General features: G+C 63.4%; 17 protein-coding genes and 1 other RNA gene. 15 read left to right on the top strand and 3 right to left on the bottom strand.

The genetic code is table 11. The features are described from left to right. Window positions 1–127: 127 nt before the first annotated feature. On the top strand, window positions 128–331 hold the full coding sequence (locus DM450_RS10190) for a hypothetical protein (RefSeq protein WP_142634528.1): 204 nt from the start codon (window positions 128–130) through the stop codon (window positions 329–331). A gap of 67 nt (window positions 332–398) precedes the next feature. On the opposite strand, the gene DM450_RS10185 is transcribed toward DM450_RS10190, so the two are convergent. Then, a complete protein-coding gene (locus tag DM450_RS10185; protein WP_142634526.1) occupies window positions 399–698 on the bottom strand; it encodes a chorismate mutase in 300 nt (99 codons plus the stop codon). Window positions 699–850: 152 nt separating this feature from the next. Here DM450_RS10185 and DM450_RS10180 point away from each other — a divergent pair, with 152 nt between their 5' ends. The 3 genes from DM450_RS10180 (at window position 851) to DM450_RS10170 (ending at window position 4,169) form a co-directional block, all read left to right on the top strand. Next, on the top strand, window positions 851–1,867 hold the full coding sequence (locus DM450_RS10180; protein ID WP_142634524.1) for a polyprenyl synthetase family protein: 1,017 nt from the start codon (window positions 851–853) through the stop codon (window positions 1,865–1,867). 224 nt (window positions 1,868–2,091) lie between these two features. Continuing rightward, entirely contained in the window at window positions 2,092–3,312 is a 1,221-nt protein-coding gene (locus tag DM450_RS10175) for a linear amide C-N hydrolase (RefSeq protein ID WP_260609771.1), read from the top strand. Between the two features lie 95 nt (window positions 3,313–3,407). Beyond that, window positions 3,408–4,169, top strand: a complete 762-nt coding sequence (locus DM450_RS10170; RefSeq protein WP_142634522.1) for a hypothetical protein — start codon at window positions 3,408–3,410, stop codon at window positions 4,167–4,169. A gap of 18 nt (window positions 4,170–4,187) precedes the next feature. Here the strand turns inward: DM450_RS10170 and DM450_RS10165 are convergent, their stop codons facing one another. Further along, window positions 4,188–6,140, bottom strand: a complete 1,953-nt coding sequence (locus tag DM450_RS10165) for a putative bifunctional diguanylate cyclase/phosphodiesterase (protein WP_185928585.1) — start codon at window positions 6,138–6,140, stop codon at window positions 4,188–4,190. Window positions 6,141–6,287: 147 nt separating this feature from the next. Between DM450_RS10165 and hrpB the strand changes: the two genes are divergently transcribed. The 5 genes from hrpB to DM450_RS10140 all read left to right on the top strand — a co-directional run bounded on the left by hrpB (window position 6,288) and on the right by DM450_RS10140 (window position 11,764). Beyond that, window positions 6,288–8,744, top strand: coding sequence for an ATP-dependent helicase HrpB (gene hrpB, locus DM450_RS10160; protein WP_142634520.1), 2,457 nt, complete (start codon window positions 6,288–6,290; stop codon window positions 8,742–8,744). 45 nt (window positions 8,745–8,789) lie between these two features. Further along, window positions 8,790–9,068 carry an ETC complex I subunit gene (locus tag DM450_RS10155; protein WP_142634518.1) on the top strand — a complete coding sequence of 93 codons (279 nt, stop codon included), beginning with the start codon at window positions 8,790–8,792 and terminating at the stop codon, window positions 9,066–9,068. Between the two features lie 154 nt (window positions 9,069–9,222). Further along, window positions 9,223–9,317, top strand: an RNA gene (gene ffs, locus DM450_RS10150) — signal recognition particle sRNA small type. 142 nt (window positions 9,318–9,459) lie between these two features. Then, window positions 9,460–11,427, top strand: coding sequence for a DNA polymerase III subunit gamma/tau (locus tag DM450_RS10145; protein ID WP_142634516.1), 1,968 nt, complete (start codon window positions 9,460–9,462; stop codon window positions 11,425–11,427). 1 nt (window position 11,428) lies between these two features. Next, window positions 11,429–11,764, top strand: coding sequence for a YbaB/EbfC family nucleoid-associated protein (locus tag DM450_RS10140; RefSeq protein WP_142634514.1), 336 nt, complete (start codon window positions 11,429–11,431; stop codon window positions 11,762–11,764). A 207-nt stretch (window positions 11,765–11,971) separates the two neighbouring features. Here the strand turns inward: DM450_RS10140 and DM450_RS10135 are convergent, their stop codons facing one another. Continuing rightward, entirely contained in the window at window positions 11,972–12,499 is a 528-nt protein-coding gene (locus DM450_RS10135; protein ID WP_142634512.1) for a GtrA family protein, read from the bottom strand. A gap of 223 nt (window positions 12,500–12,722) precedes the next feature. Here DM450_RS10135 and lon point away from each other — a divergent pair, with 223 nt between their 5' ends. The 6 genes from lon to DM450_RS10105 all read left to right on the top strand — a co-directional run bounded on the left by lon (window position 12,723) and on the right by DM450_RS10105 (window position 20,423). Next, complete coding sequence (gene lon, locus DM450_RS10130; RefSeq protein WP_142634510.1) at window positions 12,723–15,137, top strand: endopeptidase La; 2,415 nt, start codon at window positions 12,723–12,725, stop codon at window positions 15,135–15,137. Window positions 15,138–15,335: 198 nt separating this feature from the next. Next, window positions 15,336–16,484 carry a diguanylate cyclase gene (locus DM450_RS10125; protein ID WP_142637726.1) on the top strand — a complete coding sequence of 383 codons (1,149 nt, stop codon included), beginning with the start codon at window positions 15,336–15,338 and terminating at the stop codon, window positions 16,482–16,484. Window positions 16,485–16,582: 98 nt separating this feature from the next. Further along, a complete protein-coding gene (locus DM450_RS10120) occupies window positions 16,583–17,998 on the top strand; it encodes a DUF418 domain-containing protein (protein ID WP_260609768.1) in 1,416 nt (471 codons plus the stop codon). A 168-nt stretch (window positions 17,999–18,166) separates the two neighbouring features. Then, complete coding sequence (locus DM450_RS10115) at window positions 18,167–19,192, top strand: aspartate-semialdehyde dehydrogenase (protein WP_142637722.1); 1,026 nt, start codon at window positions 18,167–18,169, stop codon at window positions 19,190–19,192. 151 nt (window positions 19,193–19,343) lie between these two features. Beyond that, a complete protein-coding gene (locus tag DM450_RS10110; protein ID WP_142634508.1) occupies window positions 19,344–19,907 on the top strand; it encodes a DedA family protein in 564 nt (187 codons plus the stop codon). Between the two features lie 69 nt (window positions 19,908–19,976). Then, on the top strand, window positions 19,977–20,423 hold the full coding sequence (locus DM450_RS10105) for a GFA family protein (protein WP_142634507.1): 447 nt from the start codon (window positions 19,977–19,979) through the stop codon (window positions 20,421–20,423). The last annotated feature ends 57 nt before the right edge of the window (window positions 20,424–20,480 follow it).

Genomic DNA, 20,480 nt, shown 5'->3' with positions numbered 1-20,480 from the left:
GGCATGCTACACGCTGTTCAAAGGTGAGCTGAAAGCGGGGGGAAGCCGTGTGCCGCGCCTTGCGGACCCCGTCATTCGTCCCCATGGCCGGCGCTCCAGATTCGCGACCCTATCCAAGGAAACCCCCATGACCGATTCCATCTCCCTGACCCTGTCGCCCGACGAAGTCGAAATGCTCGTCGATGCACTCGAAGCCGATCTTGAAGGCTACGTCGAAGCCGCTAAGGAAGCGCGCGAGGACGGCAACAAGGAAGACCTGGAAACCTTTGCCGAAGCGGCCACGCGCATCCAGGGCCTGCTGACCCGTCTGCAGGACCTCGTCGAGGGCTGAAAAGACTGAAAAGGGGGGAAGGCGGCGTGCCGCCTTCTTCCTTATTTGCTGCCGGATAACGGCAGGTTCAACCTGCCTTGGCGCGCTCGTGATGGCGGATCACTTCGTCAATGATGAAGCGGATGAACTTTTCGCCGAAATCGGGATCGAGGTGTGCGTCCTCGGCCAGCTTGCGCAGGCGCACGATCTGGCGTTCCTCCCGGCCCGGATCCGAGGCGGGCAGGTTCTTTTCCGCCTTGTACGTGCCCACGGCCTGGGTGATGCGAAAGCGCTCGGCCAGCATGTGGATCAGCGCGGCGTCGATATTGTCGATGCTGGAGCGGAATGCGGCCAGAACCGGATCGGAAGAGGGCATGGTCTCGGTCATCGGATCGGTCCGCTAGCACGGCTTGCCTGCCGGTTCCAGCCCGCCTGCGGTCTTGGCGGCGATGCCCGCATGCTTAAGCAATCCCGAAGTTTGACCGACCGGTGGCATTGGCTCTTGCCTAAACGCCTGCGAACGCGCAATGCGCCGGAACGATGAGTGCCGATGTCATACCCCTGCGCACGCGCGGATCGCAACCTTCCCTCGCTCCCATGCTGGCGCTTACCGCGTCCGGCATGAACAGTGTCAATGCGGTCATTCTTGACCGCATGCAGAGCGAGATTCCCCTCATTCCGGCGCTGGCCGGGCACCTGATCTCGGGCGGCGGCAAGCGCATGCGCCCGATGCTGACGGTGGCCGCGGCGGAGCTGTGCGGCTATCAGGGGACCCGGCATTACAAGCTGGCGGCGGCGCTTGAGTTCATTCATACCGCCACGCTGCTGCATGACGACGTTGTCGACGGTTCGGACATGCGCCGCGGCAAGGCGGCAGCCAACATCGTTTTCGGCAATCCGGCCACGGTGCTGGTCGGTGACTTCCTGTTCACCCGCGCCTTCGAACTGATGGTCGAGGATGGCAGCATCCGCGTCCTCAAGATCCTTTCGCGCGCCAGTTCGATCATTGTCGAGGGCGAGGTCGACCAACTGACCGCCCAGCGCAAGATCGAGACGAGCGAGGAACATTACCTCGGCATCATCGGTTCGAAGACGGCTGCGCTGTTCTCGGCCGCGACCCGCATCGCTGCTGCGGTGGCTGAAAAGAGCGATGCGGAGGAGCAGGCGCTCGATACCTTCGGTCGCAATCTCGGCATCGCCTTCCAGCTTGTCGACGATGCGATCGATTACGATTCGGAAGCGTCGGAGTCCGGCAAGGACAAGGGTGACGATTTCCGTGAGGGCAAGATGACCTTGCCGGTCATCCTGGCCTATGCGCGCGGCACTGCCGAGGAGCGCAAGTTCTGGGAGGATGCCATTGCCGGCTTCCGAACCGAGGACGAGGATCTTGCTCATGCCGTCGAACTGATCAATCGCCACGGCTGCGTCGAGGCAACCCGCGAGCGGGCCCGCCTTTACGGCCAGCGGGCGATTGATGCGCTGTCGATCTTCCCGGCTGGCGCCGCGCGTGATGCGATGTGCGAAGCGGTCGAGTTCGCGATCGCGCGCCGCTACTGAACCGGCTGTTGCATCGTCGCAGACAATGAGAGCGCGCCGGATACCGGCGCGCTTTTTGTTTGCCCGGAACTCTTGAGGCGGCGATTCCGGGATTGCTCGTTGTCTTGGATAAAAGAATCATAATCGTGTCGCGCTGGTCCGAGATCTCCGGTGATTGAGTGATTTGTTTGATCTGTATTATAATTTAGGTTGAATAAACTGTTCGGATTGCGAAAGTATCGCGAATGGTGCTGCAGGCATGGTGCGATTGGCATCTGTTTTCCGCGAACAAGTTGGCGGTTCCCTGCGGAGGCGGCGACTGCTTGCGGATGGCGCTTGACCGTTCCGGCACGAGGAGAGCTCACATGCGGACCCTGAAATTCGCCAAGACGCCTTTCGCGAGGCACGGTTTTCGTCTGCGTGCCTCCGTCTTGACGCTGTCCGTGCTGCTTGCGGTGGGGGGCGCAGCCGAGGCCTGCACCCGTGCGGTCTATCTCGGCCCGAACGGCAACGTGATCACCGCAAGGTCGATGGACTGGAAGAGCGATATCCTGTCCAACTTGTGGATCCTGCCACGCGGGATGGCGCGCAGCGGTGAAGTGGGGCCGAACTCGATCAAGTGGACCTCGAAATACGGCAGCGTGGTTGTCAGCGGTTATGACGTCTCGACGACGGACGGGGTCAACGAAAAGGGCCTGGAAGCGAACCTGCTGTGGCTGGTCGAATCCAAGTACCCGCCCTTCGATGGCAAGGGAAAGCCCGGCCTCACGATCGCCGCATGGGCGCAGTATGTGCTCGACAATTTCGCCACCGTCGATGAAGCGGTGGCCGCGCTGCGGGGGGAGCCTTTCACCATCGTAACGGATAATGTGCCGGGGGAGGATCGGCTGACGACCGTGCACCTTTCGCTCTCCGATGCGAGCGGCGACAGCGCGATCATCGAGTACATCAATGGCAAGCAGGTCATCCACCACTCGCGGGATTTTCAGGTGATGACGAATTCGCCGACCTTCGACCAGCAACTGGCGCTCAATGCCTACTGGAAGCAGATTGGCGGTACGGTGATGTTGCCAGGCACCAATCGGGCGTCGGATCGCTTCACTCGCGCTGCTTTCTATATCAACGCGATTCCGAAGTCCGAGGATCCGGACAAGGCGCTCGCCGCCGTATTCAGCGTCATTCGCAATGCCTCGGTGCCATATGGCATCACCACGCCAGGCGAGCCGAACATTTCCTCGACCCGTTGGCGCACGGTGTTCGATCACAAGCGTCAACTTTATTTCTTCGAGTCGGCGCTGACGCCCAACACCTTCTGGGTCGATCTGAAGAAGATCGATTTTACGCGGGAGACCGGCAAGGTGAAGATGCTCGATCTCGGCCCCAATCAGGATCACACCTTCTCGGGCGAGGCCTCAGGCCAGTTCGCCGACCATGCGCCGTTCCGTTTCCTCGGTCTGCCGGGCTGACGCTGCGCCAAAAGCGCCACAGTTGTGCGCTGCAATGAAATGGCAACAATGCTGCAATTGCGGCGCGCCGGTCGTGAGTCTATCCAGTGCCCGCCATGCACCCCGAATCCGAGCTGGCTGCCACGGGTTACCAGCCCGGGTCGCCGCGCCAGCGCATCGTCTCTTCCGTGCTGTCCGCGGCCATTATTCTGGCTGCGATGCTGCTTGTCATCACCCAGACCGGCCTCGTGCCCGATCTTGTCAAGAAGACCTCTTCGCTCACGACCTTCGACGTCGTCGATCACGACAAGGAGCAGGGCGGCGAAGCGCCGGAAAAGCCCAAGCAGCAACAGGCCAAGCATGTCGAGCACAAGACGACGGTGCCGGTGGTTGCGCCCGACAAGCCGGTGGAGCAGCCTGCCGCTGCGCCGAAGCAGGCATTCACGTTCCTGCGAATGTCGAGCAGCGAATTTGCGGCGGCCGACATCGGCAAGATGAAGGGGCAGTCCTCGGCCTCGGGGGATGAGGCGCCGGGTGGTTCGGGCGGCACATATGGACCGGGGGAAGGGCCGGGTGGCGTCGTACTCTATAACGCTGCCTGGTTCCGCGAACCGACGGATGCGCAATTGGGTGGCTATCTTCCCGAGCGGCGTCCGGATAGCGGTTGGGGCGAGATCGCGTGTCAGACCCAGCCGCACTACAAAGTCGACAATTGCCAGATTCTCGGTGAATCTCCTCGGGGATCGGGCTTCGGCCGCGCCGTGCTCAATGCGGCCTGGCAGTTCCAGGTGCAGCCGCCCCGCGTCAACGGCAAACCACAGATCGGTACCTGGGTGCGCATCCATATCTCTTACGGGGTGCGGGGCGCCTCGATCTGATTCGGTTTTCCGCGCCGCTCAGGCGGCGTTGAAGGAACTGTTCGGGATGCCGGCATAGCGCTCCAACAGTTCCGGCAGCGGCATCGGCATGGCCATGTAGTAGCCCTGTGCGAGCGTGAAACCGGCAATGCGTGCGCTGAGCAACTGGTCCTCGGTCTCAATGCCCTCGATCACGCAATCAAGCGAAAGCGAGCGAGCGAGATTGCGGATGGCCGCGATCAGCCGGCGGCCGCGCGTCTCGTCGAGACGCGGCGCAAAGCTGCGGTCGATTTTCACCATGTCGAGGGGCAACTGGTGCAATGCGGAAAGGCTGGAGTAGCCGGTGCCGAAATCGTCGAGCGCAATCCGGGCGCCGATCTCGCGCAGGCCTTCGAGCGCCTCGCTGGCACTGTCGAATTTCGAGATGAGCGATGTTTCGGTGATCTCGAAAACCAGCCGGCTGGCGGAAATGCCGGATCGTTCGATCAGCGCGATCAAGGCGGCGATCGTCTCCGCGTCGGAAATGTCCTGGCCTGAAAGGTTGAAGCAGACCGTCATCGGCTGGGGTAGCTGGGCCAGCGCGTCGAGCGCCCTGCCGAACAGGGCCAGTGTCACTTCCCGGGCCCGGCCCAATCGCTCGGCGGTAGCGATCAGCAATTCTGGATTGACCGAACCCAGAGATGCGGAATGCCAGCGGGCGAGACACTCGACGCCGATCGGCGTACGCGTTTCGGTGGCCACGATCGGCTGGAAGACGACCGAAAGTTCGCGGGTGAGATCGGCAGTCTGGAGGGCGGCATCGAGCGCCTGCTCGGTGCGGATCATCTGTTCCAGCTTGCTAGAGAAACGAACGCATTGGCCGCGCTTTTCGTTCTTGGCGTGATAGAGCGCAAAATCGGCCCGGTCGAACAGGTCGTGCGCGTTGCGGCCGCTGGCGGGATAATCGGCAAGGCCTGCTGAACAGCCGACCGAGACCACGATGTCTGCAATGCGGGCCGGGCGGCGGATCTCGGCGCAAAGCGCCTGGGTGACGGCTTCGGCTTCTTCCAGCGGGCCCTGCACGATGATGCCGAATTCGTCGCCGCCGAGGCGCGCCATCACCGCATCGTCAGGAATGGCGGCCAGGATCCTTTCGCCCAGTACGTGGAGCAGGCGGTCTCCTTGGGCGTGCCCGTAGGTGTCGTTGACCGGCTTGAAACGATCGAGGTCGATCAGGCCGACGCAGAACACGTCCTCGCTCCCGGCGTTCGCCAGCAGGGCTTCAAGGCGGGCGAAGAAGTAGCGCCGGTTCGGCAGTCCGGTGAGCGCATCAGTTTCGGCCAGCCGGGCGTTTTCCTCGCTCAGCGCCTGGGCCTGACGGCGTTCGTTGGCGAGGGCGTGCTGCGTGTTCTCCAGTGCGATGAACGAATCGTAGGTATCGCGCAGGATCTTGAGGATCACGATCGCGACCAGCGCGATGTTGATTGCGATCGCGACTTGCACGAAGGGCCCTTTTATCATGCTGTAGCACAGGAAAGTGCTGAGCACGGTCACGCAGACGAGGGTCGCCGCAGTGGGCAGGAAGGTCAGGCAGAAGGTGCAGCCCAGCACCGTGACGGCCACGAAGATGGCGACATGGCCGTGTTCGTAGGGACCGCCATACTGGTCCAGCCAAAGCGCCCAAGCCACGAAAGCGAGCGCCATGAACACGGCGATAACGGTGGTGCGCTGCATGCGGCGCAGGGCTAGCTCCGGGTCGAAATCGGCAGCATTGGGAACCCGCAGCCAGGCGAACATGCGCATCAGGCAGGCTGCGATCAGCACTGAAGGAAAAATCAGCGTCAGCGAGACCGGCGCGATCGTCCAATGCGTGTAGCCCAGGATGGCGGCGTTGACCGAGAGTAGTCCGTAAAGCGGGGGAATCCTTTCCCTCAGGCGCAGGAACTGGGCTACCGGCAATGGAAACTGCCCGGCGCGATAGGTCTTGCTGAGAGGGTGAGCGGTTTCGTGCAAGGTCCTGAACTCCGGAACCTGACATAGCCTGCAATTCTTGAAGAAGAATGGATGGCGCCGCGAACTGCATCCGTTCTGGAGTGAACTTGCGGATCGCGGCGAAATTCATCTTAGGCGAATTTCCAAAGCGTCTCTAAGGAGCCCCGCGTGAGCCAGCTTCCGATCCATGCCGTCCTGCCCGATCTTCTTGCCGCGCTGCGGGCAGAGCCGCGTGCCGTGCTGATCGCACCGCCGGGCGCCGGCAAGACAACCGCCCTGGCGCCCGCATTGCTGGGCGAACCCTGGTGCACCGGCACGGTCATCCTGCTTTCGCCCCGGCGCGTCGCCGCGCGCGCTGCGGCCGAGCGCATGGCCGCCGGGCTGGGCGAACAGGCTGGCGAGACGATCGGTTACGTGACCCGTCTCGACGTCAAGCGGTCGGCCCGAACCCGGGTCGTGGTGATGACCGAGGCGATCTTTGTTGCGACGATTCTCGCCGATCCGGAGCTATCGGGAGTTTCGGCAGTCCTGTTCGACGAGGCGCACGAACGGCACCTCGACAGCGATCTGGGGCTGGCGCTGGCGATCGAGGCTGGGGAAGTCTTGCGCGAGGACCTGCGCATCGTCGTCATGTCTGCCACCATCGACGGCGCGCGTTTCGCGCGTCTGCTGGGCGCGGACACGCCGGTGATCGAGAGCGAGGGCAAGGCCTGGCCTCTCGCCATTCGCTGGCTCGGCAGTGCCCCTGACGCGCGCATCGAGGACGCCATGGCCTCTGCCATCCTCACGGCCTGGCGCGAGCAGGTGGGGGATGTGCTCGCGTTCCTGCCCGGCGTACGCGAGATCGATCGCGTGACGGAACGGCTGGCGGAGAAGCTGCCTAAGGCCCTTGTCCTGCCGTTGCACGGACAATGCGAACCGGCGGCCCAGCGCGCAGCGATTCGCCGCGACGGCGAGGGCCGTCGTCGCATTGTGCTGGCGACGGCGATTGCCGAAACCTCGCTGACGCTCGACGGTGTATCGGTGGTGGTCGACGCAGGGCTTTCGCGAAGAGCGGAGTTCGACAAGGCTGCGGGCGTCACCCGGCTCGTCACCCACCGGGCCAGCCGCGCCTCCGCGGCGCAGCGGGCGGGGCGTGCGGCAAGACAGGGGCCGGGTGTGGCCTATCGCTTGTGGGAAGAGGCCGCCCACCCGGGACGGCCGGAATTCGATCCGCCGGAAATGCTGACCAGCGATCTTGCCCCGCTGACGCTGACGCTGGCCCAATGGGGGGCGGGCGATCCCGCCGCGATGGCCTGGCTCGATGCGCCGCCGGTGCCCGCGCTCGATGCGGCACGGCGCCAGCTTGAGGGACTGGGGGCGCTGGATGCAGAGGGGCGGATCACCGGCTTCGGGCGCAAGGTAGCCAGTTTGCCGATGGACCCGGCGCAGGCGGCGATGATCCTTCATGGCACCGAAATCGGCGCGGGGGGCTCGGCTGCCAGGCTGGCGCTGCTCTTGCAGGAACGCGGCCTCGGTGGCCGCAGCGAAGACCTGTCGCAGCGCCTCGCGCGCTGGAACGGCGATCGTGCGCCGCGCGCCGATGCCTCGCGCAAGCTCGCCGCAGGCTGGGCCAAGCGGGCGCGGGTACTGGTCGGAACGGACGGGCACGGCGACGAAGATGTTCCCGCCGGCGTTCTGCTGGCGCTTGGGCGTCCGGACATGCTGGCCCGGCGCCGTGATTCCAGCGGCGAGAACTGGCTCTCGGCCGGGGGCAGGGGGTATGTGCTTGATCCGGCTTCCGCCTTGGCGGCGCGCGAGTGGATGGTGATCGGGGATGCCCAGGGGCAGGCGCGTGGCGCCCGTATCCTCTCTGGCGCGACGCTGGAACCTGCCGAAGTGGAACAATGGCTGGAGGAGCGGATCGAACGCCGTTCGCTCCTGCGCTGGAACGAATCGGAAGGGCGTGTCGAGGCACGGCTGGAGCGGCGGATCGGCGCGATCACCCTGGCGAGCGGCCCTGATCCTTCGCCGGACCCGGCGGCGATTTCGGCATTCCTGCTTGAACGGGTGCGCGAGAAAGGGCTCGATCTGGTGCCTTTCGGCAAGGGCGCACTCGCCCTGCTGCGGCGCGCCCGTTATGCCGGGATCGAGGCGCTGTCCGATACAGCCTTGCAGGCAGACCTCGACGACTGGCTGGGGCCGCTGCTCGGCCGGCGGCTGGATGCGGTGGACAAGGGCGCGCTTGCCGAGGCTCTGCGCAATCGCATGACATGGGACGACCAGCAGAAGCTGGAAAAGCTGGCGCCGCCCGAATTTCGCAGTCCCGCAGGCACCAGCCATGTCATCGATTACGAGGATGACGGAGGCCCCAGCGTCGAAGTGCGGGTGCAGGCGCTGTTCGGGCTCGACCGCCATCCAACGTTCGGGCAACCGCCGCAGCCGCTCCTGCTCAAGCTGACCTCGCCGGCCGGACGGCCGATCCAGACCACGCGCGATCTCCCTGGATTCTGGCGCGGATCCTGGCGCGACGTGCAGCGCGACATGAAGGGGCGCTACCCCAGGCACCGCTGGCCGGACGAGCCGTGGACCGAAGATCCCAGCCTCAAGACAAGAAATGCGTTCGAAGCATCCAAAGGCAAATGATTTGCGCTTGATTCTCTCCCCGATTCGGCGCCAAAGCGCTTCATCATGAGTGCACGCATCTATCAGCGCCCGAAGAACGCCATGCAGTCCGGCAAGGCACTGCTGGATCAGTGGATCCTCGAATTCGTCCCGGCGGAGGCGAAGAAGCCCGACCCGTTGATGGGCTGGGCCGGCTCGGGAGATACCCAGCAGCAGGTTACCCTGAAGTTCCCGACGGTGGAGGAGGCCAAGGCCTATGCCGATCGTTACGGCATCGAAGCGGAAGTTCACGCCACTCCGCCGCGCCGTCTGAAGATCCAGGCTTACGCCGACAACTTCCGTTGATCCTTCGCGCTGGACGCGCGGTTTAGTTCAGCAATCGGCCCGCATCTCCTGTAGGGAGGCGCGGGCCGATGCCGTTTCGGGAACGGCGATTTGCTGTACGAATTTCCTCCGCTTCGGGGCTGGACAAACCGGCATCGCCCCGTCATATGGCCGCCCGGGAGTCGGGTGGACGTTTGCGTTCGCCAACTTGGTCAGGTCCGGAAGGAAGCAGCCACAACGGATTGCGGCGGGTCGCCCGGCTCCTTCTCTCAAGTTTGAGAGATTACCCCCACAGATGTTACCCCACTGGGGGTTAGAAATGCCGCCTCAGTGCGGCATTTTTTGTGCGCGGCTGTGGAGCAAATCGCTTTCCTCCTGACAATTCGGCCCCCAGCGCCTAGTTTGGCAGGCGATGGACGATTCACCTGACATGTTCGGCGACAGCCCACCCTGGAACGACGGGGGCGAGGAAGAGGCCGCAGCGACTTCGGCGGAACTGGAAGCGGCCGGTCAGGTCTCGCTGTTCGGCGAGCCGGAAGCGGAGCCAAAGCCGGAACCCGCGGCTCAGCCGGAGGCCGGATCAAAGCCCGAGCCCGTTGCGGTAGAGCTGGAGTCTGTGGTTGAGGCCGAAGTCGCGCCCGAGCCGGTGCCTGTTTCCGCCATAGTGCCGGTCGCAGCGGCTCCCGTTCCCGCACCCTCAGCGGCGCCTGTCGCCGTCAAGGCTGCCGCCCCGGCGAGCGCTGCAGTTCAGCCCTATCGCGTACTGGCGCGCAAGTATCGTCCGCAGAGCTTCGGCGAACTGATCGGACAGGAAGCGATGGTCCAGACGCTGGCCAACGCCATCAAGCGCGATCGGCTGGCGCATGCTTTCCTGATGACCGGCGTGCGCGGTGTCGGCAAGACCTCGACCGCGCGCCTCATTGCCAAGGCCCTCAACTGCATCGGCCCGGACGGGCAGGGCGGCCCGACCATCGATCCTTGCGGCGTTTGCGAGCCCTGTCAGGCGATTGCCGAGGGCCGTCATATCGACGTGATCGAGATGGACGCCGCCTCGCATACCGGTGTCGACGACGTGCGCGAGATCATCGAGGCGGTGCGCTATGCCGCCGTTTCGGCGCGCTACAAGATCTACATCATCGACGAAGTTCACATGCTGTCGCGCAATGCATTCAATGCCTTGCTGAAGACACTTGAGGAGCCTCCGGCGCATGTGAAGTTCCTTTTCGCGACGACCGAGGTCGATAAGCTGCCGGTGACGGTGCTGTCGCGCTGCCAGCGGTTCGACTTGCGCCGGATCCCGGCGCCGATGCTGGCCGAACACTTTGCCAAGGTCTGCGGACTCGAGGGTGTCGAGGCGGAAGCCGAGGCGCTGGCGATGGTTGCTGCCGCGGCCGAAGGGTCGGTGCGCGACGGCCTGTCGATTCTCGACCAGGCAATTGCCCATGCCGACCTTGACGGCGAAGGTCAGGTCCGTGCCGAAAAGGTGCGCGACATGTTGGGTCTTTCCGACAAGAGCGCGCAGCGCCGCCTGATCACCGCGATCCTAGACGGCAAGGGCGGCGATCTGCTCGAACTGGTTGCCCATCAATTCGCGCTCGGTGTCGAACCTATCTCGATCCTGCGCGGCTTGATGGCACTGACCCACCGTATCGCTGTCGCCCAGGTTGCCGGGGGCGCGCACGATGCCCATTCGGCGGAGGAGCGGGAGGCGATCGAGGGCTGGGCGAGGGCGCTCAAGGCCGGGCAGGTTCATCGTCTCTGGCAGCTTCTTCTCAAGGGCCATGACGAAGTGAAGTCCGCGCCCGACCCGTTGGTGGCCACGCAGATGGCGCTCCTGCGGATCATGCATGCGGCGGACATGCCCGATCCCGGCTCATTGGTGAAAAAGCTGGAGGAGTTGGCGGCCCGTGCACCGGTTGCTGTTCCGGCTGGCGACAGTTCCGGCGCCGTCGGTCCGGCACCTGTTGCCGTGGCGAGGCCAGTCGTGACGGCGCGGCGCTGGGAAGAACTGGTCGACGATGTCGAGCACGCCGGCGAACTTTCCACCGCCAACACCATGCGCATGCAGGTCCGCGTCGTCGAACTCGGAACGAGCCTGCTTCGTTATGCGCAGCCGCCGGGGTTCAGCGAGGACATCACCGCGATCCTGCGCAACGCTCTGGGCAAGGCGACGGGCGAGCGCTGGGAGGTGTTCAAGGTCGATGAAGGGGGGGCGCCGACGCTCGTCGAACTGGCCGAGGCGGAAAAGACGGCGGCCAGCGATGCCGTCAGCCAGCACCCGCTTGTGCTGGCGACCAAGGCGGCCTTTCCAGAGGCCCAAGTGATCGAGGATGACCGTCCGCTCGCCGTTGGCGGTGGCGGGCGAAATTGGAGACGTTGAGATGAAGTCCATGGAAGAGATGATCCAGGCGGCGCAGCAGGCCGCAGAGACCATCCAGAAGCAGATGAACGACACGCAGGCCAAGTTGGACACGCTGGAAGTCGAAGGGCTTTCGGGGGGCGGTCTGGTCAAGATCCGCTGCTCGGCCAAGGGCCGTGTGATCGGCGTGGCCATCGACGACAGCCTGCTGCAGCCTGGCGAAAAGCAGATCCTCGAAGATCTCGTGGCCGCTGCCTACAACGACGCGCGCGTGAAAGCGGACTCGGTGGCAGGAGAGGAACTTGCCAAGGCCCAGCAGGGCATGGGTTTGCCGCCGGGCTTCAAGATGCCGTTCTGACGACGGGCCGCCGCCAAGGCAGCGCATTGTCGTAAAGACGAACGCGAGCCGCTCGAGGGGCGTGTTGCGGAGGTTCCGCGACGGCCTTTCGGGCGGCTTTGTCGTTTTCTCGGGTGCCGTGCCGGATTGTTGCGGGTTAAAACTCTGAAAGTCCTTTGGAGGAAAGCGTGTTTCTGCCGATCCGGTTTGGCCGGGGCGCTGGCCTGACTAGGCTGGGTTTTTGCTCCCTACGCCGGACTTCCTTGATGGAACGGCCACGAAGCGGCTGAGGACAAAGAACTGCAGCAGCGTGGAAAACACGGTCGTCGCCACACCGGCAATGTACGGATCGTGCTGTAATGTCAGTGCGATCTCTAGAAATGCGACACTGGCCAGATAGTTGAGGCCATAGGCAAGGAGAAACCGGTTCAGGGGGAAGCCCGAATTGCTGAAGACCAGGCTTCGGTATGTGAAGAAGTTGAACATGATGCCGGCTACGCGGCTGAGCAATTGTGCAGCTTGTGGATGCAGCCCCAGCGCGATCATCATTGCATATAGGCCATAGCCGAAGGCCGTATTGATCCCGCCGGTAACGTAGAACCGGGCCAGCCTGGCCAGGGCCTCACATCTTTCCGGTGCGGCGATCCGCCAAGACGAGCCGGTCGCCGCGGGGGACAACGCGCCCGTAGCGGAACTGGCCTGCCTGGCGGAATGCAACTCCTCTTTCGCGCCTGGCGGTGGGCCGGCAGCCGGCATGCTTCCTCCTGATATCCCGTTGTTCCTCTATAAGGTAAGGACCAAAAGAGGTGGGGTCGTCCGGAATTGCCTCCAGAGTGGAGAGAAGGCGGTTTGTAAGGACAAGGCGGGAGCGTTATGACAATCGCTTCCACAGCCTTTCGCGGTTAGTGCATTGCGTCCGCGCTGGATGACACCATATCTACGGGCAATGGCCGGGATTTCCGTTAGGCGCCTGGCAAGTATGGAATTGGAAAAGCTCTTGAACCTGCTTCCGTTGCTGCCTTTGCGCGATATCGTCGTGTTCCCCGGCATGGTTGTGCCACTTTTCGTGGGACGCGAGAAATCGGTGGCCGCGCTCGAAGCGGCCATGGCCGGTGAGAAGGATATTTTCCTGCTCGCCCAGCTTGATCCCGGCTGCGACGATCCCGAGCGTGACGATCTCTATGATACCGGCGTGATTGCCAGTGTCCTGCAATTGCTCAAGCTGCCCGATGGAACCGTGCGTGTGCTGGTGGAAGGCCAGGACCGTGCCCGCCTCGAAATGCTGCAGACGGAAACCGGGGCCGAGGGCGAGATGCTCGTGGCGCAGGTTGAGCGCATTGAATCGAGTGAGGCCGAAGGCACCGAAGTGGCCGCGATGATGCGCACGGTGGTCGAGCAGTTCGGCGAATACGCCAAGCTCAACAAGAAGCTGTCGCAGGATGCCGGTGAACAACTGGGTGACATCGATGATGCGGCGCGCCTCGCCGATACCGTGGCCGCACAGCTTTCGGCCAAGGTGGCCGACAAACAGGCCGTGCTGTCCGAACCCGATCCGCTCAAGCGGCTTGAAATGGTCTATTCCTTCATGGAGGGCGAGCTCGGCGTTCTGCAGGTCGAGCGCAAGATCCGTGGCCGCGTGAAGCGCCAGATGGAAAAGACCCAGCGCGAATATTACCTGAATGAACAGCTCAAGGCGATCCAGTCGGAGCTGGGCGGCGGTGACGGCGAGGAAGCCAACGAACTGGCTGAACTCCAGGACAAGATCGAAAAGACCAAGCTCTCCAAGGAAGCGCGCGAGAAGGCGACCGCCGAACTGAAGAAGCTCAAGTCGATGCAGCCGATGAGCGCGGAAGCGACCGTCATCCGCAACTACCTCGATGTGCTGCTGGGCCTGCCCTGGGGCAAGAAGAGCAAGTTGAAGCGCGACATTTCCGAAGCGCAGACGGTGCTCGATTCCGACCATTACGCGCTCGACAAGGTCAAGGACCGCATTGTCGAGTATCTGGCCGTGCAGGCACGCACCAACAAGCTCAAGGGGCCGATCCTGTGCCTCGTGGGGCCTCCGGGCGTCGGCAAGACGTCGCTCGGCAAGTCGATCGCGAAGGCGACGGGGCGCGAGTTCATCCGCCAGTCGCTGGGCGGTGTGCGAGACGAGGCTGAGATCCGCGGTCACCGCCGCACCTACATCGGCTCGCTGCCGGGCAAGATCGTCACCAACCTGCGCAAGTCGGGCAAGTCCAACCCGCTCTTCCTGCTGGACGAGATCGACAAGCTGGGCCAGGATTTCCGTGGCGATCCGGCCTCGGCACTGCTCGAAGTGCTGGATCCCGAACAGAACGCCAAGTTCCAGGACCACTATCTGGAACTCGACATCGACCTGTCGGACGTGATGTTCGTCTGCACCGCGAACAGCCTGAATCTGCCTCAGCCGCTGCTGGACCGCATGGAGATCATCCGTCTCGAAGGTTATACCGAAGACGAGAAGGTTGAGATCGCCGAGCGGCACCTGATCCGCAAGCAGATCGAGGCGCATGGCCTGAAGAAGGGTGAGTTCACGCTGACGCAGGACGGCCTGCGCGACCTCATCCGCTATTACACCCGCGAAGCGGGCGTGCGTACGCTGGAGCGCGAGATTGCCCGGCTGGCGCGCAAGTCCCTGCGCCAGATCCTTGAAGGCAAGGCCAAGGAAGTGGTCATCACGCCCGAAAACCTGGCCGACTTCGCCGGTGTACGCAAGTTCCGCCATGGCGTGGGCGAGGAAGAGCATCAGGTCGGCGCGGTCACCGGTCTCGCCTGGACCGAGGTCGGCGGTGAACTGCTGACGATCGAAAGCGTCACCGTGCCCGGTAAGGGCGCCATCAAGGCGACCGGCAAGCTGGGCGAAGTGATGAACGAGTCGATCCAGACCGCGTTCAGTTTCGTGCGCGCGCGTTCGCCCGCCTATGGCATCAAGCCTTCGATCTTCAACAAGAAGGACATCCACATTCACCTGCCCGAGGGTGCGGTACCCAAGGATGGTCCGTCGGCGGGTATCGGCATGGTCACCTCGATCGTCTCGACGCTTACCGGCGTGCCGGTGCGCAAGGACGTTGCGATGACCGGTGAAGTCACGCTGCGGGGCCGCGTACTGCCGATCGGCGGTCTTAAGGAGAAGCTGCTGGCGGCGCTGCGCGGCGGCATCACCACCGTGTTGATTCCGGAAGAGAACCGCAAGGATCTTGCCGAGATCCCGGATAACGTGAAGCAGGGGCTGGACATCATTCCGGTCAGCCATGTCGACGAAGTTCTGGCCAAGGCCCTGGTCGACCCGCTCACTGCGATCGAGTGGACCGAAGCGGACGAACTGGCGGCGGCTCCGCCGCAAACGCCCGCTCCGTCGGCCACGGCGCACTGAGGCGCGGTTGCAATTCGCAAAATAGGAGGGGCGCCGGGCTATCCGGCGCCCTTTTCTTCAGGTCGCACGGCTGACGGAACCATCGGCGTAACGGCGCGCCGGCAGCGCTGAAGATTTCGGCTCGGGCGAATTACCGGCGATAACGGCTGGGAAAATTCCATATTGTGGTTAAAGGGCCGGAAACCTTCGGTGCCTGCGATGCGGTTTGATCTCCCCACTTTGTACTTCCTGGCTATCGGCACGCTCGTGCTCAGTTCGCTCATGACGTTCTGGGAGCGATACGCGCGTCCGCTACGCAGGCGCGAACTGGGGATGCTTGCGGGCGGATACGCGACGCTCGCAGCCGGTTGCGCGTTGGCCTTGGGGCGATCGCTGTTCCCTGGTGCCATTGGCGCAGGCCTGGCCAACATCGTGATGCTCAGCGGTTATCTTCTGGTGCTCCAGGCAGCCGCGCGGCTTGCCGGGCGCTCGCATGTCCCCATGGCCGGTGTCATTCTGGGGTTCCAGGTGCTGGTATGGGCAGTCGGCGGCGCGCGCTGGCAAACGGTGATCTGGACATACGCCAGTGCCTTCCCGATCGGGTTGGTTAGCGGCCTGACGGCGTGGGAATTGCAGCGCAATGGCCGTTTGCGCGTCTTGCGCTCGCACCGCATCGCGGTGGCCTTTGCAGCCATGCATTGCTTCACTTATCTGCTCCGCGCCATTGTCCTGCCCGTGCTGGAGCCGCAGGGCGGGGCGGGGCTGCTGGCGCTGTCGAGCTTCGCGACGATGTACGAAGGCGTGCTCTATTCTGTCGGATTGCCCATGGCATTGCTGGCACTGGTGCGAGAAGAGACGCACGATCAGTTGCTTCAGGCTTCGCACACCGACTATCTGACGGGGCTGGGGAACCGCCGGTGGTTTTTCGAGGAGGCTGAGCGCCGCATAGGCAGCATGGGGGCCGACGGGCGGACTTTCATGCTGGCGTTCGATCTTGACCATTTCAAGAGCATCAATGACCGTTTCGGCCACGCGATAGGGGATGAGGTGCTCAAGCGTTTTGCCGGTTTTGTCCGCCGCAGCGTCGGGTCTTCCGCAATCCTCGCCCGCATCGGCGGAGAGGAATTCGTAGCCCTTTTGCCTTGCAGATCGGATGCCGAGGCGGCGGCGATTGCCCAGCAAGTGGTCAACGGCTTTGCCGCGATCGACATCGGCCGCGAGTATGGTGAGGACGTCAAGGCGACGGTCAGTATCGGTATCGCCGAACTGGGCTGCGATGGGGATACGCTGGCCGAACTGCTGACGGCAGCCGACGCGGCGCTCTACCGGGCCAAGGGCAGCGGTCGGAACCGGGTGGAGCCTGCGTAGTCGGCCGTTTGCCGGCCCCGATGCATCCCGATTCTCACGAATTGACGACAAGCCATAACAGGGCGCATTCTTCTGTCAGCAGCGGTGTGAGGGCCCCCATGGCGGCGATGGTGGACACGCATGTTCCCTTGGATCTGGCTCCCGTGCGGGGGAGACAGCGGATCGAGAGTCTCGATGTCCTGCGCGGCATTGCGATCCTTGGCATTTTCTACATGAACATTCCCTACATGGGGACCAACCTCGCGGCATGGCTGCCGGATCCACGGCGCCTCTCGTGGGAGCCTGCCGATCAGCTGATATGGGCGGCTATTCGCATTTTCTGGGACGGGACGCAGCGCGGCCTGTTCGAATTCCTGTTCGGGGCGGGGGTCCTGGTCTTTACGGCGAAAGCGATGAAGCCGGACGATCCGGTGGCCGTTGCGGACTTGTTCTTGCGCCGCAACCTCTGGCTGATGCTGTTTGGCCTCATCGACATCTTTTTGGTGCTGTGGGTCGGGGATATCCTTCTGGTTTACGGCATCTCGGCCTTGTTCCTTTTCCCGTTCCGCAAGTTGCCACCGCGCGCGCTACTGGCGATGGGGCTGCTGTTCGCGCTGGTTTGCGCCATTGGCTGGCCTGGAGGCGGCGGCCTGGTGGGCTATGGCGAACGGGTCGACATGCTGAGGGAGGCCACCCGGATCGAGGCTAAAGTACAGTCAGGCGCCCGGCTCACCCAGGAGGAGAGCGCGGCGATCAAGGAGTTTCGGACAAGGCGGGATGCCCTCGACCTTTCCAGGCCGCTGCCAAAGGACCGGAAGGAGAAGATCGCGGAAGAGCGCAAGGCCTTCAACGGTACGCCGCTGGACATGGCGCTGTTCAACTGGAGCACCTGGAACAAGATATTCGGTGCGGGCAACGGCACGTTCTTCGGGGTGTTGGAAGCGGTTTGCGCGATGTTTGTCGGCATGGCCCTGTTCAAGTGGGGCGTGATCCAGGGTGGGCGGTCTGTACGGTTCTATCTGGTGCTGGCGATCTGTGCCTATGGGGTGGGCTGCGGACTGCGGGCGTGGAGCGTACATGAAATTTTCCGCTTCTCGCTCGAGCCCAAGATCGGCTGGATCACGGACGAGTTCGCGCGCCTCTGCGTGACGCTTGGGCATGTGGGGCTGTTCAACCTGCTGCTGCTCACCCGGTCGGGGCGGTTCCTGCTCGCGCCGTTCAAGGCGGTGGGGCGCATGGCCTTCACCGTCTACATTACCACCAGTACGGTGATGATCTGGATCGTCTTTGCCCCTTGGGGGCTGGGGCTGTGGGAACGCTTCGGCTGGTTCCAGTTGATGGTGGCGGCGAGCCTGTTCAATTTGCTGATGCTGATCGCCGCGAACCTCTGGATGCGCTTCTTCGTCTGTGGTCCGCTGGAGTGGGTCTGGCGCTTGCTTTCTTATTGGAAACGCCAGCCCTTCGTACGCCGCCGGGCAGGGGCGTTAACACCGGCTGCGCCCGGCGGTGCAGGCGAGGTGGTGTTGCCAGTGTAATGCTTATTCTGTTTCATGATGGGTGTTTAAACGGTAATTTTCGGTCGAAACACAATCTCTTTGCGCAAGCGGTTTGCGCAGTCTCTTGCCATGCTTGCGCTCAGCCTGTAACGGGCCGCTTCCCGCGCCGCGACCTTGCCGCGCGGGATTTGCATGAAGGATCTTGAAATGGGTTACCGGGTTGCCGTCGTCGGCGCGACCGGAAATGTCGGCCGCGAAATGCTCAACATCCTTGCCGAGCGTGAGTTCCCCTGCGACGAGATCGCAGCGGTGGCTTCGTCGCGTTCGACCGGGACCGAGATTGAATTCGGCGAAACCGGCAAAATGCTCAAAGTAAAGAACATCGAGCACTTCGATTTCGCCGGCTGGGATATTGCGCTCTTCGCCGCAGGCTCGGAGCCCACGAAGATTTATGCGCCCAAGGCCGCTGCCGCCGGCTGCGTGGTGATCGACAACTCGTCGCTCTACCGCATGGACCCGGACGTGCCGCTGATCGTGCCGGAAGTGAACCCGGACGCCATCGACGGCTACAAGGCGCGCAACATCATCGCCAACCCCAACTGCTCGACCGCGCAGATGGTCGTGGTGCTGAAGCCGCTGCACGACAAGGCTACGATCAAGCGCGTCGTCGTTTCGACCTACCAGTCGGTTTCCGGCGCGGGCAAGGCGGGCCTGGACGAGCTGTTCGAACAGAGCCGCGCGATCTTTGTCGGCGATCAGGTCGAGAAGCGCAAGTTCACGAAGCAGATCGCCTTCAACGTGATTCCGCACATCGACAGCTTCCTGGACGACGGTTCGACCAAGGAAGAGTGGAAGATGGTGGTCGAGACCAAGAAGATCCTTGATCCCAAGATCAAGCTTCAGGCGACCTGCGTGCGCGTGCCGGTCTTCGTCGGCCACTCGGAGTCGCTGAACATCGAGTTCGAGAACGAGATCTCGGCCGAGGAAGCCCAGAACATCCTGCGTGAAGCGCCGGGCATCATGCTCGTCGACAAGCGCGAGGACGGTGGTTACGTCACCCCGATCGAAAGCGTGGGCGACAGCGCCACTTACGTCAGCCGCGTGCGCGAAGACCCGACCGTCGAGAACGGTCTGGCGCTGTGGTGCGTTTCGGACAACCTGCGCAAGGGCGCTGCCCTGAACGCGGTACAGATCGCCGAACTGCTGGGCCGTCGTCACCTCAAGAAGGGCTGACGCGGCGGGCCTTGCGCCCGAACCGAACACGAAAGGGTCCGCGAGGCATTGGCTTCGCGGGCCCTTTTCGTGTGCGGCGCGGCTTGAAACGTATTGGATTTCGGCGCGTTTTGAGGCTCTATCGCGGTAGTCCTGAAAGGAGCCATTTTTGTTGTCGGTCGAGCATCTGATCGCGCAGTACGGCCTTGCGGGCCTGTTTCTCGGCGCGGGGTTCGAAGGCGAGACCGTTACCGTGATCGGCGGGTTGATGGCCCATCATGGGCTGCTTTCCTATTGGCCTGCCGTGCTGGCGGCTGCGGCCGGATCGTTCGTGGCGGATCAACTGTTCTTCCTGATCGGGCGGCGCTTTCGTGGGCATGGGCTGGTGCGCAAGGCACAGGCCAAGCCTGCATTCGCCAAGGCGCTGGCGGCGTTCGAGCGGCATCCGGTGATTTTCACGTTCGCGTTCCGCTTTCTCTACGGCCTGCGTACCGTCAGCCCCATAGCCATCGGCACCACGCGGCTGCGGACGACAACCTTCCTTGCCATCAATGCCTTGGCGGCGGCGGTGTGGGGGTTGGTCTTCGTTTCGCTCGGCTACTTCTGCGGGCAGGCGGTGGAGGCGCTGTTCGGGCGTATCCATGCGCTGGCGCCGCTGATCGGCGGGGTGGTCGGGGCGGCGGTGCTGATCGGTCTGGCGGTTCATTTACTGCACACGCGGGGCAAGGATGCCTGAATACTTGTCCAGGCTGCTTGTGGAGAGCATTCAGAGCCTATCCAGCCAACTGCAGTCGGAAGAGGGTATATGACGGTTCCGATGGCTGGCGGCTGCCAGTGTGGACGCGTTCGCTTCACGGCCGAAGTGGAGCCGGAAAAGGCCTACCTTTGCCACTGCAAGATGTGCCGCAAGGCGACCGGGGGTGTCTCCATCGCCTTCATCAACCCGCCGCGCGAGAAGGTGACCTGGCACAGCGAGCCGGACTGGTATCAATCCTCCGCCATCGCGCGGCGGCCGTTCTGTTCGCATTGCGGCACGCCGCTGGGGTTCGAGTTTTTGGAAGGCGCGAAGGCCATCGATCTTACCGTCGGCAGTTTCGACGATCCCACGCCGTTCCGGCCGGAGCACAACTATGCCACCGAATCCATGCTTCCGGCATGGGCTGACGTAAGGCATCTGCCCGGCTACACGAGCGCGGAGAATCCCAATGTGATCGATCGCTGGAAGGCGGCCGGCATGGAGCCGCCTGAGTGATCGATCCTCCCCAAACGCAGGCGAATGTGCAGTGAGCGAAGCGAAGACCGAATATCT

This window comes from Sphingomonas sp. IC081 (genome assembly GCF_006874585.1).
Taxonomy (GTDB): Bacteria; Pseudomonadota; Alphaproteobacteria; order Sphingomonadales; family Sphingomonadaceae; genus Novosphingobium.
Note: the sequence above shows the minus strand (reverse complement) of the source record. Positions and strands in the feature narration are given on the sequence as shown.

Bases quoted from the DNA above. Each gene is read 5' to 3' on its own strand.
- DM450_RS10140 (WP_142634514.1), top strand. From the start codon at position 11,429: ATGAAGTCCATGGAAGAGATGATCCAGGCGGCGCAGCAGGCCGCAGAG.
- DM450_RS10105 (WP_142634507.1), top strand. From the start codon at position 19,977: ATGACGGTTCCGATGGCTGGCGGCTGCCAGTGTGGACGCGTTCGCTTC.
- DM450_RS10155 (WP_142634518.1), top strand. From the start codon at position 8,790: ATGAGTGCACGCATCTATCAGCGCCCGAAGAACGCCATGCAGTCCGGC.
- DM450_RS10175 (WP_260609771.1), top strand. From the start codon at position 2,092: ATGGTGCTGCAGGCATGGTGCGATTGGCATCTGTTTTCCGCGAACAAG.
- DM450_RS10185 (WP_142634526.1), bottom strand. From the start codon at position 698: ATGACCGAGACCATGCCCTCTTCCGATCCGGTTCTGGCCGCATTCCGC.
- DM450_RS10145 (WP_142634516.1), top strand. From the start codon at position 9,460: ATGGACGATTCACCTGACATGTTCGGCGACAGCCCACCCTGGAACGAC.
- DM450_RS10120 (WP_260609768.1), top strand. From the start codon at position 16,583: ATGGCGGCGATGGTGGACACGCATGTTCCCTTGGATCTGGCTCCCGTG.
- DM450_RS10125 (WP_142637726.1), top strand. From the start codon at position 15,336: ATGCGGTTTGATCTCCCCACTTTGTACTTCCTGGCTATCGGCACGCTC.
- lon (WP_142634510.1), top strand. From the start codon at position 12,723: ATGGAATTGGAAAAGCTCTTGAACCTGCTTCCGTTGCTGCCTTTGCGC.
- DM450_RS10170 (WP_142634522.1), top strand. From the start codon at position 3,408: ATGCACCCCGAATCCGAGCTGGCTGCCACGGGTTACCAGCCCGGGTCG.
- DM450_RS10190 (WP_142634528.1), top strand. From the start codon at position 128: ATGACCGATTCCATCTCCCTGACCCTGTCGCCCGACGAAGTCGAAATG.
- DM450_RS10135 (WP_142634512.1), bottom strand. From the start codon at position 12,499: ATGCCGGCTGCCGGCCCACCGCCAGGCGCGAAAGAGGAGTTGCATTCC.
- DM450_RS10180 (WP_142634524.1), top strand. From the start codon at position 851: ATGAGTGCCGATGTCATACCCCTGCGCACGCGCGGATCGCAACCTTCC.
- DM450_RS10115 (WP_142637722.1), top strand. From the start codon at position 18,167: ATGGGTTACCGGGTTGCCGTCGTCGGCGCGACCGGAAATGTCGGCCGC.